This is a genomic window from Vitiosangium sp. GDMCC 1.1324 (genome assembly GCF_003044305.1).
GTDB lineage: Bacteria > Myxococcota > Myxococcia > Myxococcales > Myxococcaceae > Archangium.
Window position 1 is genome coordinate 801,977 of sequence record NZ_PZOX01000002.1, and the last position, 14,076, is coordinate 816,052.

Annotated in this window: 16 protein-coding genes; 5 read left to right on the forward strand and 11 right to left on the reverse strand. The window is 67.3% G+C overall.

The genetic code is table 11. The annotated features are described in order from the left end of the window. Positions 1-174: 174 nt before the first annotated feature. Entirely contained in the window at positions 175-906 is a 732-nt protein-coding gene (locus DAT35_RS07715; protein WP_108066235.1) for a M90 family metallopeptidase, read from the reverse strand. A gap of 54 nt (positions 907-960) precedes the next feature. Beyond that, complete coding sequence (locus DAT35_RS07720) at positions 961-1,527, reverse strand: TetR/AcrR family transcriptional regulator (protein ID WP_108066236.1); 567 nt, start codon at positions 1,525-1,527, stop codon at positions 961-963. 95 nt (positions 1,528-1,622) lie between these two features. Between DAT35_RS07720 and DAT35_RS07725 the strand changes: the two genes are divergently transcribed. Genes DAT35_RS07725 through DAT35_RS07735 form a run of 3 tightly spaced genes read left to right on the forward strand, consistent with a single transcriptional unit; the run spans position 1,623 to position 3,791 of the window. Then, positions 1,623-2,402 carry a crotonase/enoyl-CoA hydratase family protein gene (locus DAT35_RS07725; RefSeq protein WP_108066237.1) on the forward strand — a complete coding sequence of 260 codons (780 nt, stop codon included), beginning with the start codon at positions 1,623-1,625 and terminating at the stop codon, positions 2,400-2,402. Positions 2,403-2,430: 28 nt separating this feature from the next. Next, positions 2,431-2,922, forward strand: coding sequence for a tautomerase enzyme (locus tag DAT35_RS07730; protein WP_108066238.1), 492 nt, complete (start codon positions 2,431-2,433; stop codon positions 2,920-2,922). Next, complete coding sequence (locus DAT35_RS07735; RefSeq protein WP_108066239.1) at positions 2,919-3,791, forward strand: alpha/beta fold hydrolase; 873 nt, start codon at positions 2,919-2,921, stop codon at positions 3,789-3,791. The genes DAT35_RS07730 and DAT35_RS07735 overlap by 4 nt, the downstream gene beginning before the upstream one ends. Before the next feature lie 39 nt (positions 3,792-3,830). On the opposite strand, the gene DAT35_RS07740 is transcribed toward DAT35_RS07735, so the two are convergent. From DAT35_RS07740 to DAT35_RS07755, 4 genes are read right to left on the reverse strand one after another with little or no spacing between them, the layout of a single operon-like run. Then, entirely contained in the window at positions 3,831-4,409 is a 579-nt protein-coding gene (locus tag DAT35_RS07740; protein WP_233261347.1) for an imm11 family protein, read from the reverse strand. Positions 4,410-4,436: 27 nt separating this feature from the next. Then, complete coding sequence (locus tag DAT35_RS07745; protein ID WP_233261348.1) at positions 4,437-5,012, reverse strand: imm11 family protein; 576 nt, start codon at positions 5,010-5,012, stop codon at positions 4,437-4,439. A gap of 12 nt (positions 5,013-5,024) precedes the next feature. Continuing rightward, positions 5,025-5,603 (reverse strand): imm11 family protein, encoded by a 579-nt coding sequence (locus DAT35_RS07750; RefSeq protein ID WP_369945205.1) that lies wholly within the window; start codon positions 5,601-5,603, stop codon positions 5,025-5,027. After that, the gene (locus DAT35_RS07755) at positions 5,600-6,973 is read right to left on the reverse strand and encodes an AHH domain-containing protein (RefSeq protein WP_108066240.1); all 1,374 of its coding nucleotides are present in this window, start codon (positions 6,971-6,973) and stop codon (positions 5,600-5,602) included. The genes DAT35_RS07750 and DAT35_RS07755 overlap by 4 nt, the downstream gene beginning before the upstream one ends. Positions 6,974-7,191: 218 nt before the next feature. Between DAT35_RS07755 and DAT35_RS07760 the strand changes: the two genes are divergently transcribed. Beyond that, positions 7,192-8,112 carry a DMT family transporter gene (locus tag DAT35_RS07760; protein ID WP_108066241.1) on the forward strand — a complete coding sequence of 307 codons (921 nt, stop codon included), beginning with the start codon at positions 7,192-7,194 and terminating at the stop codon, positions 8,110-8,112. 18 nt (positions 8,113-8,130) lie between these two features. On the opposite strand, the gene DAT35_RS07765 is transcribed toward DAT35_RS07760, so the two are convergent. From DAT35_RS07765 to DAT35_RS07780, 4 genes are all read right to left on the reverse strand, one after another. Next, positions 8,131-8,673 carry a DUF6232 family protein gene (locus tag DAT35_RS07765; protein WP_108066242.1) on the reverse strand — a complete coding sequence of 181 codons (543 nt, stop codon included), beginning with the start codon at positions 8,671-8,673 and terminating at the stop codon, positions 8,131-8,133. Next, positions 8,663-9,052, reverse strand: coding sequence for a hypothetical protein (locus tag DAT35_RS07770; RefSeq protein WP_108066451.1), 390 nt, complete (start codon positions 9,050-9,052; stop codon positions 8,663-8,665). The genes DAT35_RS07765 and DAT35_RS07770 overlap by 11 nt, the downstream gene beginning before the upstream one ends. Positions 9,053-9,345: 293 nt before the next feature. After that, on the reverse strand, positions 9,346-11,637 hold the full coding sequence (locus tag DAT35_RS07775; RefSeq protein ID WP_146209617.1) for a right-handed parallel beta-helix repeat-containing protein: 2,292 nt from the start codon (positions 11,635-11,637) through the stop codon (positions 9,346-9,348). Between the two features lie 81 nt (positions 11,638-11,718). Continuing rightward, positions 11,719-12,237, reverse strand: a complete 519-nt coding sequence (locus DAT35_RS07780) for a hypothetical protein (RefSeq protein WP_108066244.1) — start codon at positions 12,235-12,237, stop codon at positions 11,719-11,721. Between the two features lie 114 nt (positions 12,238-12,351). On the opposite strand from DAT35_RS07780, the gene DAT35_RS07785 reads away from it, so the two are divergent. Beyond that, a complete protein-coding gene (locus DAT35_RS07785) occupies positions 12,352-13,728 on the forward strand; it encodes a hypothetical protein (protein WP_108066245.1) in 1,377 nt (458 codons plus the stop codon). Positions 13,729-13,735: 7 nt separating this feature from the next. On the opposite strand, the gene DAT35_RS07790 is transcribed toward DAT35_RS07785, so the two are convergent. After that, on the reverse strand, positions 13,736-14,035 hold the full coding sequence (locus tag DAT35_RS07790; RefSeq protein WP_146209618.1) for a hypothetical protein: 300 nt from the start codon (positions 14,033-14,035) through the stop codon (positions 13,736-13,738). Positions 14,036-14,076 lie beyond the last annotated feature (41 nt).

The window sequence follows — 14,076 nt, forward strand, 5'->3', positions numbered from 1 at the left end:
TCATCGCGTGCGCTCGCTCGGGGAGAGACCCCTCCCCATGGCAAGCCACGCGCCATCCACGAGGACTCTCGCTCCCGAGGGAGGAAGGAGCGCGCGAGGCACGGGGACCTTGCAGGTCGCAAGGTGTGCCCGGTTTTCAACCCGCATGTGGCACGGACGCACGCCGCTCGCGGCTCACCGGCCGAGCGCCGGGTCCCAGCCATAGAAGCGCTTGAGCTCCTCGTAGAGGTCCGGCGTCTTCTCACGCATCTGGAGGGGCTTCTCGAAGAAGGACTCGGTGGCCACGGCGAAGAACTCGGCCTCGTTGACGCCGCCGTAGTCGTCGAGCACCTGACGCTCGAGCCGCTGGCCCTGGCGCAGCTTCAGGAAGTGTTCGCCCATCACCGAGGCCCAGGCCCGGTAATGCGAGTAGCGGCGCAACTGCGGCGTACCATCGAAGGCCCCGTCCTCCCGGTCGAGCACGTGGGCGAACTCGTGCGTGGCGGTGGAGTGGCCGTCGTGCGGGTTGCTCAACCCCGCGAGGACGGACTGCCACGAGAGGATGACGGTGCCCCAGTTCTTCGCCTCGCCGAGCACCACGCCCGTCCTGTCTGGAATGAGGAAGGCATCCGGGTAGACGATGACCTCGCGCAGCCGGTCGTAATACGAGAGGTCCAGGTGGACCACCAGACGCACCGCCGTGGCCGAGACGACGGCGCGCACCTCGTCGGTGATGGAGAACCCACCGGCCCCGATGAACTCCTTCTCCCAGGCGAAGACCTTGAGCTGCTCGAGGAAGCGCTCACGCAACTCTGGCGCGAGCTCCCGGAAGAAGGGGACGCGCTGCTCCAGGTAGCCGAGCCACTCGGGAGGGAACGGGCGGCGCAGCAGACGGCGGCGGTGCAGGGCGCGGAAGAGGCCGGACATGGACGCGAGGGTAGCCCCAGAGCCAATGCCGCCCCAACTTCCTGTCCCAGCCAGTCATTGCCGCTTGCTCGATGCGTTCGCTTGAAGCGCTGAAGTGATGAGCGCGCGTGTGGACTCGAGCACAGAGAGCGCGCTCGCGTCGTCCGGCAGCGCTCGGGCCAGTGCCACAGCCCCGAGCGCGGCCGCGAGGACACCCAGCGCTTCGTCGTGGCTCCCGATCTTCTCGCCGAGAGCGCGAGCGACTCCCTCGAGTCCAGCCTCGAACGCCTGCCGGACCTTCTCGTCGCTGCGCCCCACCTCGGACGTGATCGCAGGAAGCGCGCAGCCCGCAGCGGGGTTGCGTACATGCGCGAGACTGAGATAGCGCGCGAGCGCCTCGTCCAACGTCACGTTCGCCGAAAGAAAGCGCCGTGCACTCGTCCCCAGCTCTTCGCGAAGGACAGTGCAAAGGAAGTCCTGCTTCGACTCGAAGTGCGTGTACAGCGCGGCACCGCTGAGCCCGACGCTGCGGGCGATGCCGTCGACTCCAGCCCCTTGTACTCCACGCTCTTTCACGTGGCGGCCGCCCTCGGCGATGAGGCGTTGTCTGATCTCCTCGGCGTGTTCTTTCCGATACCTCATGCGACCAGCTTGACATCAAGCCCGGCGAATGACAAACGGTCGTTAGCTTAACGACCGTTTAGCCATCGCCTGTCCGCACCCGCTGGAGGCTCTGCATGTCCACGCTCGTCACCGAAGAGACGGATGGATTCGTTCGGAAGATTGGCTTGAACCGCCCCGACAAGCGCAATGCGATGAACATCGCGCTCATCGAACAGCTCTCTGCCGCGTTCGCGCGCGCCGAAGCCGACGAAGCGATTCGAGTGATGCTGCTGTACGCGCACGGGCCGGTGTTCACCGCGGGCCTGGACCTCATGGATGTCTTTCCGCGTCTCGGCGAAGCGGATTCGCTGTTCCGCTCGGCGGGGCTCGACCCCTGGGGAACCCATGGGCCGGTGCGCACCAAGCCGCTCATCGTTGCGGTGCATGGCAAGTGCCTCACGCTGGGGATCGAACTGATGCTCGCCGGCGACATCACCGTCGCCTCGGAAGACGCCACGTTCGAGCAGATTGAGATAGACCGAGGCATCTTCCCGTTCGGCGGCGGCACGGCGCGCTGGATCCAGACGACGGGCTGGGGAAACGCGATGCAGTACCTCCTCACGGGCGATGCGCTGGACGCACGTGAGGCGCATCGCCTGGGCCTCGTTCAGCGTGTCGTGGCGCGCGACGCGCTCATGGACACAGCGATGGGCATCGCCACCCGCGTTGCATCGAAGGCGCCTCTCGCCATCAAGGCGACGCTCGAGAGCGCACGAACCGCGGTGCTCGACGGGGAGCGCGCTGCCGCCGCGAAGCTGCTGCCTGCCATCATGCAACTCGCCGTGACCGAGGATGCGCGGGAGGCCCTCATGGCATTCATGGAACGACGCCCGGCGACCTTCCACGGCCGTTGACTGTTCCTCGCGACGAAAGAAGACACCCATGACTGTCATCACAGTCACCACCCCGGTCGGGCGCCTGTCCCAGGCGCAACGCCGCGTGCTCGCTGAGACACTGACGGATGCGGTGCTCGAACCGGAAGTCGGTCAGCTCGCCCCTGCTGCCCGCGTGGGCTTCCAGGTCCATTTCGTCGAGCGGAGCCTCGACACCATCGCCATCGGCGGCAAGCTGCTCGCGGACTACTCGCCCGCACCGGACGTGATGACGGTCGGCATCGTGGTGATGAACGCAGCCTGGCCGCCGGACGTGCGCCAGCGCGTGATCGAGAACGTCCTGCGGCGTCTCGCCGACGCGTGCGGAATGCAGGCTCCTTCGCCGACCTGGTGGGTTCAGTTCCAGGTCATCGACGAAGGGAGCTGGGGCTCTCGCGGGAGCACGATGTCCATCCTCGACCTGCTCGAGACGGGCGTGTTCTCCCCCGAGCGGGCCGCGGAAATCCGAGCGGTGCTCGCGCGAGCAGGAGTCCCCCGGTGAAGAGGGAGCTGCCCCGTGGCGAACGGACGACGCTCCTCGCATCGGACGGCTATTCGCTCACCGCGACGCGATTCGGAGCGGGCTCTCCACTCCGCGGCCACATCGTCGTGGCCGGCGCGACCGGCGTTCCGCAGACGTTCTACGCGCGCTTCGCCGGGTACGCGGCAAGCCGTGGTTTCACCACGCTCACGTTCGACTATCGCGGCATCGGACAGTCGAAGCCTGCATCTCTCGCTGGCTTTGACGCGTCGTTCGTGGACTGGGCGCGGCGCGATCTCGCGGCGGCTGTGGAGATGATGGCCGACGACACGGTCCCGCTCTTCGTCGTCGGCCACTCGTTCGGTGGGCATGCGATCGGACTGCTCCCGAACGGGGACGACGTCGCCGGACATTACGTCTTCGCCGCGGGCGCGGGGTGGCACGGCTGGATGACGCCGCTCGAGCGAGTGCGCGTGCAGTTGCTCTGGAACATCATCCTCCCGCCATTCGTGCGCTGGAAGGGATACATGCCGTGGAGCCTGCTCGGCATGGGCGAGGATCTACCGCTCGGCGTGTACCTCCAATGGCGGCGCTGGTGCCGGTATCCGCGCTACTTCCTCGACGATCCGACCGCGGCGGAGCTGCGGGAGCTGTGCACGCGAGTGCGTGCTCCGATCGTCGCAGCAAACGCCCTGGATGACGCGTGGGCGCCACCGCGCTCGCGCGACGCGTTTCTCCTCAACGCCTATCGAAACGCCGACGTCGACCGTATCGACATCGATCCGCACGAGTTTGGACCGATCGGGCACATGGGCTACTTCCGGCAAAACGCACGCCCCCTCTGGGATCGCGTGCTCGACTGGTTCGCGGAGCGCCACAAAGAAGGGTGAGCGTTGTCGAGCTCCAGCAACCCTGGTCTCGAGGGTCGCTCAGACTTCCGAGAACCGGGTGCCCGTGATGCCCTCGCGCTCCATGGCCAACTTGACGTGTTCGGAAACGACGAGGGACACCGACCAGCCCCAGAGACGGAAGACGTTGGCGTCCCCCACCTTCGCCGGGTCGATCTTCAGTCCGGTGATATCCCGGTACTGGCCTTCCTTGTCGGGGCGGTTGTCCTCGGGGAGCCAATAGAGCACCTCCTCGCATCGGGCGTCGTCGATGCAACGGATGATTTGCAGCGCATTGAGGATGAAGTAGGGCTCGGTGAAGCCCTCCACGCGGGTCGGGATGAATTGAACCTCCTGGTCGAGGCCCAGCCGCTCGAAGAGAGAAACGACGCGACCATGAACCAGCGGTACCGTCAGGCCGGTCAGGGTGAAATCGAGGGCACGACCCGGGTGGCTCAAATGAAGGAGGGGTGCCGCCTCCAGCTTGACGAGCACACCATCCTTGAATTGCCAGGGGTCTATCTCCCGCCCCGTTTCATCCACATCCGGAGTGCGTAAATGCCACCGCCCGGGAATGTGCAGGTCGTCCCACAACTCGAAATATCTTCTTGGTGCACTCATGGGCTCTTCGTGAGGAGCAAGGGTAGCTCAGACCTCCGAGAACCGGGTGCCGGTAATACCCTCACTCTCCATGGCCATCTTGACGCGCTCGGAAACGATGAGGACGACCGTCCAACCCCAGGGGCGGAAGATGTTGGCGTCCCCCACCTTCGCTGGGTCGATCTTCAATCCCGCGACATTCCGGTACTGACCTTCCTTGTCCGGACGGTTGTCCTCGGGAAGCCAGTAGAGCACTTCCTCGCACCGGGCATCGTCGATGCAGCGGATGGACCGCAGGGCATTGAGGATGAAGTAGGGCCCTGCTTGGCCCTCCACCACGGCAGGAATGAGTTGCGCCTCTGGCTCAAGTCCCAAACGCTCGAGAAGCGTGACGACCCGGCCATTGACGACAGGAATCGAAAAGGAAGCAAGAGTGAAGTCGAGCGGGATGCCCGATGGATTCACAGGGAAGTGAATCACGCGACTGGGCTCAAGAGCGACTCCCTCAGTGAATAGCCAAGGCTCGATGAAGTGTCCCTGCTCATCAACGGGGCTCCGCAAATGCCAGCGGCCTGGAATGCGCATGTCATCCCGCAGCGCGAAATACTGGTGTTGAGCGGTCATGGCTTTCGTAGCTCAGACCTCCGAGAACCGGGTGCCAGTGATGCCCTCGCTCTCCATGGCCAACTTGACGCGCTCTGAAACGATGAGGACGACCGTCCAACCCCAGAGACGGAAGACGTTGGCGTCCCCCACTTTCTCCGGGTCGATCTTCAGTCCGGTGATATCCCGGTACTGACCTTCCTTGTCCGGACGGTTGTCCTCGGGAAGCCAGTAGAGCACCTCCTCGCATCGGGCGTCGTCAATGCAACGGATGATTTGGAGCGCATTGAGGATGAAGTAGGGCTCGGTGAAGCCCTCCACGCGCGTCGGGATGAATTGAACCTCCTGGTCGAGGCCCAGCCGCTCGAAGAGCGAAACAACGCGGCCATGAACCAGCGGTACCGTCAGGCCGGTCAGGGTGAAATCGAGGGCATGACCCGGGCGGCTCAAATGAAGGAGGGGTGCCGCCTCCAGCTTGACGAGCACACCATCCTTGAATTGCCAGGGGTCTATCTCCCGCCCCGTTTCATCCACATCCGGAATGCTCAAATGCCACCGCCCGGGGATGTGCAGGTCGTCCCGTAGAACGAAATACCTTTTTGGTTCTTTCATAGCTGTTTCGTAAGGAGCTTGTTGAGCGTCGACCCGGGTTTGCAAATATCGGCAGCAATCTTGTCGAGTTCCGCGATGAGCCTGGCTCGGCACTCGGCTTGAACTCGGCATCTCCCAAGTGCTGTTTCCAAGCGATCGCTAACCTTCTCATGGTACTCCTCGGGATGGGGTCCCACATGACCGATGAGATAGACGATGTTCGCGGGATCGTTGAGGCGCATCCCCGCTCGCGCGAAGACTTTTTCGAACAAGGGAGTCCAGGGGCCGCCACGGACTTCTGCCGTGTCGTTCTTGTCGGTGGCGATGTGGTGGCCCTTCGCATCCCCCTTGTTGGACTCGTCCCGGCAGGCCCCCGTCGTCCGTGAAGCAGCCACCGCTGCGGAGGCCGCCGCGGCTGTCGTATTCGCGGACACGCCCATGAGCACTACCGTGCCTTCCGCCACGCTCACCTGCGCACGAGTCCCCGCCCCCACCACGAAACCTCCCCGCCCGCCCCCTCCTGCGAATGCGAAGCGAGGCGGCGAAAAGCGCGCCCACATTCCTCCCTGGGGCACCTCCGGCAGGCCCCTGGCCAGCTTCGCTCCCGCCACCGTCACCAGCACCCGCAGCCCCACGCCCCCCATCGCTTTCCCGAAGCGCTCGGACGCAGCCTCCAACTGCTCCTGCGTCGTCGCCGCTTCTGCCTCCCGGTACAGGTTCAGGCAGGCCATCCCCACCGTGTAGAGCTCCGCCGCCGTGTACGTCATCAACAGCCCGACGGTGACCGCCGCAGCCAATGCCTTGGAGAAAACTGGCTCAGGTGCGGCCCACGCCATCATGTAGAGCATCATGGACAGCGCCATCGAATACGCGACAGTGGGTGAGCCGAGCAGCTCGATGGCTGCCTCGCGCACCCCCTGGTGCATGTAGCGCGGCGACAGCTTGAGTGCCTGGAACCACCGGCTGTCTTCCAGGGAGTGTGTCCGCGGCGCGGAGGATGAGCCGAAGAGCTCCTCGTAACCCGCGCGCAGTTTCCTCTCCAGCTCCGAGGGCAGCGTGCTCCCCGGTGGCCCGCAGCCCGGACCTCCCGAGAACAGACACGCCCACACGACCCTCGAGTCGGGCGACCCCGACAACCCGGGTGTCTGTAATGCCGCCTCCATGGCCTCCACGAACGCGCGGGCGTCCTCCACGCTGAGCCGGGCCAGGGCCGGATCTGGCGGCAGTCGCTTGAAGGTGAGCTCGAGTCCACTCCCGTCTGTCGGGCCGTGGTGCTCACTCACCGTGACGGTCTCCAGCGCCGGGAGGCGTGCTCCGCTCTCAGGCGAGGCTGCTCTGACGCAGAGTGACACCAGCAGCAGGTAGAGGGCGAAAACAACGCGCGAAGTCATGCCGATCCACTCTACCCAGCTCACGAGGGCCAGCAACAGGCGAAGACGGGCCGTGCGCAGGCCGCACGGCCGGGCGGGGAATGGGCATGCCCTTCCTACCTCGGGCGCTCGTCTTCCTCTGCCGCCGTGGTATCCGTGCCGCCGTTCAAGCGGCTGGGCCTGGGGCCAGGGCGGGCTACCTCCCCCCTGGCGGGCGCGGTCATCTCTGGAGCCGGGCCATGAGCGAGCGGCGGGGTGCCGATGCATTCTCCTTTCAACTGATGGTCGCCCTCTGCGCGACCTGGGGATTGCAGCAGGTGGCCATCAAACTGGCGGCGGCGGACATCGCGCCGATCATGCAGGCGTCCGCGCGCTCGGGCATCGCCGCGCTGCTGGTGGCCCTGCTGATGTTCTGGCGCGGTGGCTGGGAGGGACTGCGCCAGGGCACCCTGCCCGCGGGCCTGCTGACCGGGGTGCTGTTCGCCCTGGAGTTCCTGCTGATCGCCCTCGGGCTGGGATACACCACCGCCGGGCATATCTCGGTGTTTCTCTACACCTCGCCCATCTTCTCCGCCCTGGGGTTGCACCTGCTGTTGCCCGGCGAGCGCCTGCACCGTCTGCAATGGCTGGGGATCGGCCTGTGCTTCGCCGGCATCGCGGTGGCGTTTGGTGGCGGCGTGTCCTTGGCCAGGTTGGACTCACGGATGCTGCTGGGGGATGCCCTCGGGCTCATGGCGGGCATGGCCTGGGGTGCCACCACCGTGGTGATACGTGCGTCGAAGCTGTCCGAGGCACCGCCGAGCCTGACCTTGTTCTACCAGCTCGCGGCCGCCTTCGTGCTGTTGCTGCTGATCGCCGTCGCGACCGGCCAGGCGCACCGGGTGGAACTGACTCCGCTGGCGGTGGGCAGCGTGCTGTTCCAGGGCGTGGTGGTGTCCTTCATCAGCTATCTCATCTGGTTCTGGCTGCTGCGCCGTTATCTGGCTTCGCACCTGGCGGTGTTCTCGTTCATGACTCCGCTGTTCGGCGTGACCCTGGGTGTGCTGATCCTCGATGAGCCCTTGTCCTTGAACTTCATCGGGGGCGCCGTGCTGGTGCTGTTGGGGATTACCCTGGTGAGTGGCGACGCCTGGTTCCGCCGATGGCTTCAGTCGCGCTGAGTCGACCTCGAGCACGCCTCAGCGCACGAGGGCCAGCCGGCGGGCCGGCACTCCGGGCGAGGGAGTCACGGGCGTTGGCTCGGGGCGCTTCAGCACCTCGCCGAGCGCGTCCACCACGCGGGCGAAAAACTGATGGTCATGGCTGCACAGCACCTGGCGCTCGCCCTCGGCGGTGCGCACGGTGAGCCAGTAGGTGTCCGCCGCCACCACCAGCCGCACGATGGAGGCGAAGACGAGCACCGTGGCCACCACCAGCGCAGCCGTCACCCGGAACGAGCCCGGCTGCAGCAGCAACGCCGGCACCACCACCGCCGCCCCCGCTCCGAGCAGCAGCGGCAGCTTGAGACCCGGAGCCTCGTGCCGCGTGCCGAAACCGCGCAGCTCCTCCAACCGCCATGAGCGGCCCCGCACCTCCAGCCGCTCGCTGGTGAGCAGGAAGCCCTCGGCCGACACCAGCACCCGCTCGCCCGCGGGGGTACATGGCTCCGGCGCCAGAGAGGGAACCAACCTCAGCACGGGCCTCGCTCGCGACTGCGCCACTGGCCAGGACTCACGCTCCATCTTCGTGCCTCCCGCGTTCACCACGCATCCCCAGAGCGTCCGACACGCTCCGCAGCAGTCCCTTCAACAACTCCAGCGGCGTGCCCAGCGCGTAGCAGCCCCGCGCGCCCAGACTCATCGCCAGGCGCCGCAACCGCTCATCCTCGAAGGGCAACAACACGAAGACAGGAGCCTGACCCGCCGCATTCCCGGCCGCCTGCAACACCCGCGAAACACTGTCCTCGCGCTGCACCAGCGCGAGCACCACGTCCGGACGCTGCGCGCCACCGAAAGGACGCAAGGCGATGCCCATGTCGCTCAGCACGTCTCGCAACAGCGAGCTCAGCGACTCGTCCGCGTCTGGCGCGAGGATGACGCAGCACGGCAAGGGGTGGCGCATGGAGGCTCCGTCCGCGCTTCCATGCATCAGCAAGCCACATGCCCGTAACCGCTCCCTCGGAGGCGACTCCGACGCACCGCGGCACAACGTGGCAGCGTGCAAGACCCCCTGGCGGATTGCCACTCAGGTGCCGGACTCGAAGGATTTCCGGAGGGTAGCGATCGGCAGGAACATGCGCTGCGGCCAGTCCGGACGCCAGCCAGGCCAGCCCGAGCAAGCGGGGCCGCCAGCAGGTTCGGTGGGCGATCGGCCGCGAAGACCCCATGGGCTCCCGTCCGGAGCTCGTCAGGGGCTCAGTGGATGGTCTGGCCCTGCGTGGCCGTGGTCAGGCTGCCGCCGGACACCGTCACGGTCGCCACGCCCGGCTGCGAGGACTTGAAATAGAAGGTGGCCTCGGCCTGCGGTTTCGACAGGTCCACGGTGGTGATGGCGGCGCCGGAGCAACCCGAGTCGGCGTGGAAGGTGACACCGGAAGCCGCCGGGCCCGAGGCCGTCAGGGTGAACGGCCCCGCCGAGGGCACGAGGTTGCCGACCGGGTCCTGGCTCTGCACGGAGACCTTGCCGGAGCAGGAGCCCATCGCGAGGTCATACCCGGGCGTGAGGATCGACAGCTTCGCCGCCGGCCGGGTGGTGTACACGTCCACGGCGAGCGTGTGGTCGGGCGTCGTGGAGGGGTCGTAGCCCGTCCCGGAGATCTGGTTCGTGGAGATGACGCTCCCCGTCCCGTAGTAGTCCGAGATGGCGGCCTGGTAGGCCGGATTGGTCTCCGCATCGTTGCGGAGCTCGTTGTGGGTGATTCGTGTGCGCGCTTTGGTGTCGGGCGGGTCGCCCGTGTCCTGGAAGAGGTAGATGCCGACGTCGTTGTCCGTGAGGGTGTTGCCCTCGATGGAGAGCCCCGTGACGAGCGGCTTGCCGGTCCCTCCCGTGACCAGGACCCCTGCGCCCACGGCATCGGCCTTGACATAGGCGTTCCCCGAGACGGTGTTCCTCGTGACGCTCCCCGTGGCTCCGTCGCTGACCTGGATGCCATTGCGAGCGATATGGTTCACCGGCCCCCCACCCTCCACCGTGTTGCTGTCGATCGTCACCCCCACGGCGCCAATGGCCAGGATGCCGCGCTTCTGGTAGCCCGAGACGCGGTTGCGCAGCACGTCCACCCGGAAGGGGCCTCGGCTCGTGTCATCGTTGCGCACCTCGATGCCAATGCCTTCCTGGCAGCCGCTCGTGGTCAACCCCTTGTTGATGTCGTTCACCGTGGTGTCCACGACCTCTCCCGAGGCCCCCTCGAGCAGGATGCCGCGAAGCCTCGCCGGAGCGGATTCACAGACATCCTTCAACCCGCTCGTGGTGACGGTCATGGAGCGCACGCGTGCGGTGCCTCCTCGGTTGCGGACGATGGCCCCGGTGAAGTGGCCAGCCGGAGGGTCCACCGCCGTGATGGAGTGGCCCTGGCCATCGAAGGTGTAGCCGTCCGGGATGAACAGCGACGTGTCCGTGGTGCAATCCGCCGGGAGCGAGAGGCGCCCGTCCTCGAGCGAGAAGAGGCACGCGGGCCGCGTGCAGGCGGGGCCCGTCCAGGTGACCGGCAAGGTGCGTGAGTCGCTGAGCCCCGCCGAATTGGTGACGGTGACCGTCACCGAGGGCGTCACGTCCGCGGGCAGACAGGAGGGAGATACCCAGAGGACATCGCTGTGCACGGCGCTGCTCACCGGCGTGCTCACGGTGCCGGCACTCGCGGTCCACGCGAAGGACAGGGCCCCGCGCGAAACCGTGGCGGTGGCCCCCAGTTGCAACACATCCCCTGGCCCCACGGACGCGGGCGACGCGGAGACCACCTCGATGGCGGGAGGCGTCGCGGGGTGCTCGCGATAGACGGCTCGCACAGGTGCCTCGCGCGAGCTCTGGGACTGGACGTTGAGGGTGAGCTCCAGCGACACCGCGGCGCCGCTCGAGTCGGTGACGGTCACCGTGAGCGTCTGCGGCCCCTCGACCTCGGGCGCCGTCCACACTTCCGAGGCGGAGTGGGTGTCCTTCAAGAAGCCGCTGGTGGCCTCCCACGAAAAGGAGAAGGCATCGCCCAGGTTCGCGTCATGGGCCTGAGCGTGGAACGAGACTTCCCCCCCCGGCTCGATCGTATCCGTCGAAGCCACGAGCGCGTCGATGAAGGGCGCGACATTGCCGGTGGGCGCCGGCGGGGAGGGCTCACGCGCGGTGAGGAGGACGAGCGCCGTGCGCGAATACGGGATGGACACCTCCGAGGCCCGCGCCAGGAAGCGTCGGGCGCCCGAGCCCTCGGCGTCGAACGTATAGCCGTCCACCGCCCGGAGCTGGTCGATCCACCCGCTCCACTGCCCACCCGAGTCGAGCAAGGGCTCGGAGCGGGACTCGCTCTGGGGCCTGGACGAGGTCACCGTCACCCGGTCCACCCCCGCCGTGGACAGCGCCGGCGGGACGACGATGACGAACCGGGCCGAGCCGAGCGGTTCATACGTGACGGGGAGATGGCCTTCCTCGGTGCAGCCCATCCCCGCCAGTGTCAGGCCCACGACGAGGAGCGCCAGGTGCTTCGCATCCACTCGGCTCATGGTCACGCGACTCCCATTCCAGACATGGAACAGGCGTCACGATACCGGCGGCTCCCCGCCCCTCAAACAAAGGTGCACGGCTCAGCGGGGCCGAGTGACCAACTCTGGACGTCCGATGGGACTCACTCCCCGAGCCAGGAGCTGCCTCGCGGCCAGGACGGACACGCAGTCATCCGTGCTGTGGATGTCTCCGTAGAAGGTGAGCAGCGTGGCCGGCTCCACCACGCGCACATCCCCCACACCCACCGAGGGGACGTGCCTCACGAACACATCCAGGATGACCTTGGCCCCCTCGACGTACTTCGCGTAGCGGTAGAAATGTGTGGAGGTAGCGTCGAAGCGGCTCCAGATGCGGTGGAAGCCCCGGTCCGTGAGCAGCTGGACCAGTTCGGGGAAGCGCTCGGGCTCCACGAAGAGGTCCACGTCCTTGTGGTCGTGGAAGATCTTCAGCTCCTCGTGAGGCGGGGCCATGAAGTGCCAGGCCCACCCACCGGAGAGGGTGACCAGCGGGGCGAGCGCTCGCAGCTCGGTCTCTGCGATGCGGATGCGGTCGAGGTTCCAGGGCTCGTCCGCCCGCTTGGGGTTGCGTGGGTCTCCCATGACGTCTCCTCCAGAGGGGCGCGCAGAGGACGCGACCGCTCCCACGAAGCTGACGACCTGGACTTAGATGGGAGGCGCGGGGGACACCTGCACTCGCTGGCCTGGTACCTGGGGATGGTGGGCCTCTTCGGGGCGCTGCTGCGGCGCTTGCTGCCGGGGGCGCTCGGGGCACTCGCGCTGTTCCTCTTCGCCATCGATGGCGCGCACTTCATGGTCGCGGGGTGGATCGCCAACCGCAACGCGCTGGTGGCCGCCGTGCCCGCGCTGTTCGGCCTGTGGATGCACCTCGAGTGGCGCGAGGCGCACCGGCCGAGGGCCCTCCCCCTGTCCGTGGCCGGGCTCGCCATGGGCCTGCTCGGCGGAGAGACCGCGCTGGGCGTCTTCGCCTACGTGCTGGCCTACGAGCTGCTGGGAGACCGGGGCAGCGTGAAGGAGCGGCTGCGCGCCATCGCCCCGGCGGTGCTGCTCGGGCTCGTCTACGTCGGGGTGTACAAGCTGCGCGGCTATGGCTCCTACGGCTCCGGCTCCTACGTGGACCCCGTGGGCGAGCCCCTGCACTACCTCGGAGCCGCGGTGGTGAGGGTGCCGGTGCTGCTCGGTGGGCTGGTGCTGGAATTGCCCGCGGACCTCTGGCTGCTCGCGCAGGCCCGTCCCGTGCTGGTGGGCGGGGGGCTCGTGGGGCTCGGACTGCTCGTGCTCCTGGTGCGCGCCGCATGGCCGTCCCTCGCCGAGGAGGAGCGCCGGCACTGCCGCTGGCTCTTCCTCGGCGCGGCGTTGTCCCTGCTGCCCGTGGCCGCCACCTTCCCCGCCAACCGCCTGTTGCTCGTTCCCGGCCTGGGCGGCTCGGTGGCCGTGGCGGTGGTGCTCGTGTACGCGTGGCGCTCGCGGGCGCGCGGCTGGCGTCCCCGAGGCGTAGCGGTGGGAGCCGGGGTGCTCGCGCTCGCGCACCTCGTGCTCGCTCCCCTCCTCTGGCCGCTGATGACGCTCGCCTTCCTGCAACTGCAGACCCAGACGGAGCCAGTCCTCCAGACGCTGGAGCACGAACTGGACTACCGGCGCCTCCCCGAGCAGCGCGTGGTGGCCCTGACCATGCCGGCTCCGGCCGTCGGACTCTATGTGCCGATGGTGCTGGCCACGCGCGGCATGCCGAAGCCACGCGCCTGGTGGCACCTCTCCCTGTCTCCGGAGCCGCATGTGCTCACCCGCACGGGGCCGGACTCCCTCGAGCTCTCGCTCACCCGGGGCCACTTCCTCACCAGCGAATTCGAGAGGGTGTTCCGCGGCCCGAGCCATCCGCTGCGCCAGGGCGCGCAGGTGAAGCTCAACGGGATGACCGTGACGGTGTTGGAGGCGGAGGACCAGGGCCCCACGCGACTCGGCTTCACGTTCGACCGGCCGCTCGAGGACCCTTCCTTCGTCTTCCTGCGCTGGACGGATGGCGCGATGCACCCCGTCCCCCCACCGCCCGTAGGCGAGCGCCTCTCCCTCTGAGCCGCGCTCAGTTCCTGCCGGAGGTGCCGCCGAACAGCTCCTTCATCATCTCCTGTTGCTCCTCGAGGTAGTGGGGCGAGTGGGTGTCTACCTGGAAGAGGAAGACGGACTCCCGGCCGCAGTCGTCACAGGAGACCTCCAGCCTGTCCAGCTTCAGATGCTCGGGCAGACCAGGGCTGGCGCTCACGGATTGATTCACCAGGGACCATCCGCCGCCACACCCGCACAGGTTGTCCCGGAGCCAGGCGTACTCCTCGGACACGGCCGCCACGGGAATGAGCCCCGGCGCTTCACGGGGAGCAGCCACGGACCGCTCCCTCACTCCGCCTTCACCCTTTCCAAACAGCC

Coding starts and splice junctions, on each gene's coding strand:
- DAT35_RS07715 (WP_108066235.1), bottom strand. CDS start 906: ATGTCCGGCCTCTTCCGCGCCCTGCACCGCCGCCGTCTGCTGCGCCGC.
- DAT35_RS07720 (WP_108066236.1), bottom strand. CDS start 1,527: ATGAGGTATCGGAAAGAACACGCCGAGGAGATCAGACAACGCCTCATC.
- DAT35_RS07725 (WP_108066237.1), top strand. CDS start 1,623: ATGTCCACGCTCGTCACCGAAGAGACGGATGGATTCGTTCGGAAGATT.
- DAT35_RS07730 (WP_108066238.1), top strand. CDS start 2,431: ATGACTGTCATCACAGTCACCACCCCGGTCGGGCGCCTGTCCCAGGCG.
- DAT35_RS07740 (WP_233261347.1), bottom strand. CDS start 4,409: ATGAGTGCACCAAGAAGATATTTCGAGTTGTGGGACGACCTGCACATT.
- DAT35_RS07745 (WP_233261348.1), bottom strand. CDS start 5,012: ATGACCGCTCAACACCAGTATTTCGCGCTGCGGGATGACATGCGCATT.
- DAT35_RS07750 (WP_369945205.1), bottom strand. CDS start 5,603: ATGAAAGAACCAAAAAGGTATTTCGTTCTACGGGACGACCTGCACATC.
- DAT35_RS07755 (WP_108066240.1), bottom strand. CDS start 6,973: ATGACTTCGCGCGTTGTTTTCGCCCTCTACCTGCTGCTGGTGTCACTC.
- DAT35_RS07760 (WP_108066241.1), top strand. CDS start 7,192: ATGAGCGAGCGGCGGGGTGCCGATGCATTCTCCTTTCAACTGATGGTC.
- DAT35_RS07765 (WP_108066242.1), bottom strand. CDS start 8,673: ATGGAGCGTGAGTCCTGGCCAGTGGCGCAGTCGCGAGCGAGGCCCGTG.
- DAT35_RS07770 (WP_108066451.1), bottom strand. CDS start 9,052: ATGCGCCACCCCTTGCCGTGCTGCGTCATCCTCGCGCCAGACGCGGAC.
- DAT35_RS07775 (WP_146209617.1), bottom strand. CDS start 11,637: ATGAGCCGAGTGGATGCGAAGCACCTGGCGCTCCTCGTCGTGGGCCTG.
- DAT35_RS07780 (WP_108066244.1), bottom strand. CDS start 12,237: ATGGGAGACCCACGCAACCCCAAGCGGGCGGACGAGCCCTGGAACCTC.
- DAT35_RS07785 (WP_108066245.1), top strand. CDS start 12,352: ATGGTGGGCCTCTTCGGGGCGCTGCTGCGGCGCTTGCTGCCGGGGGCG.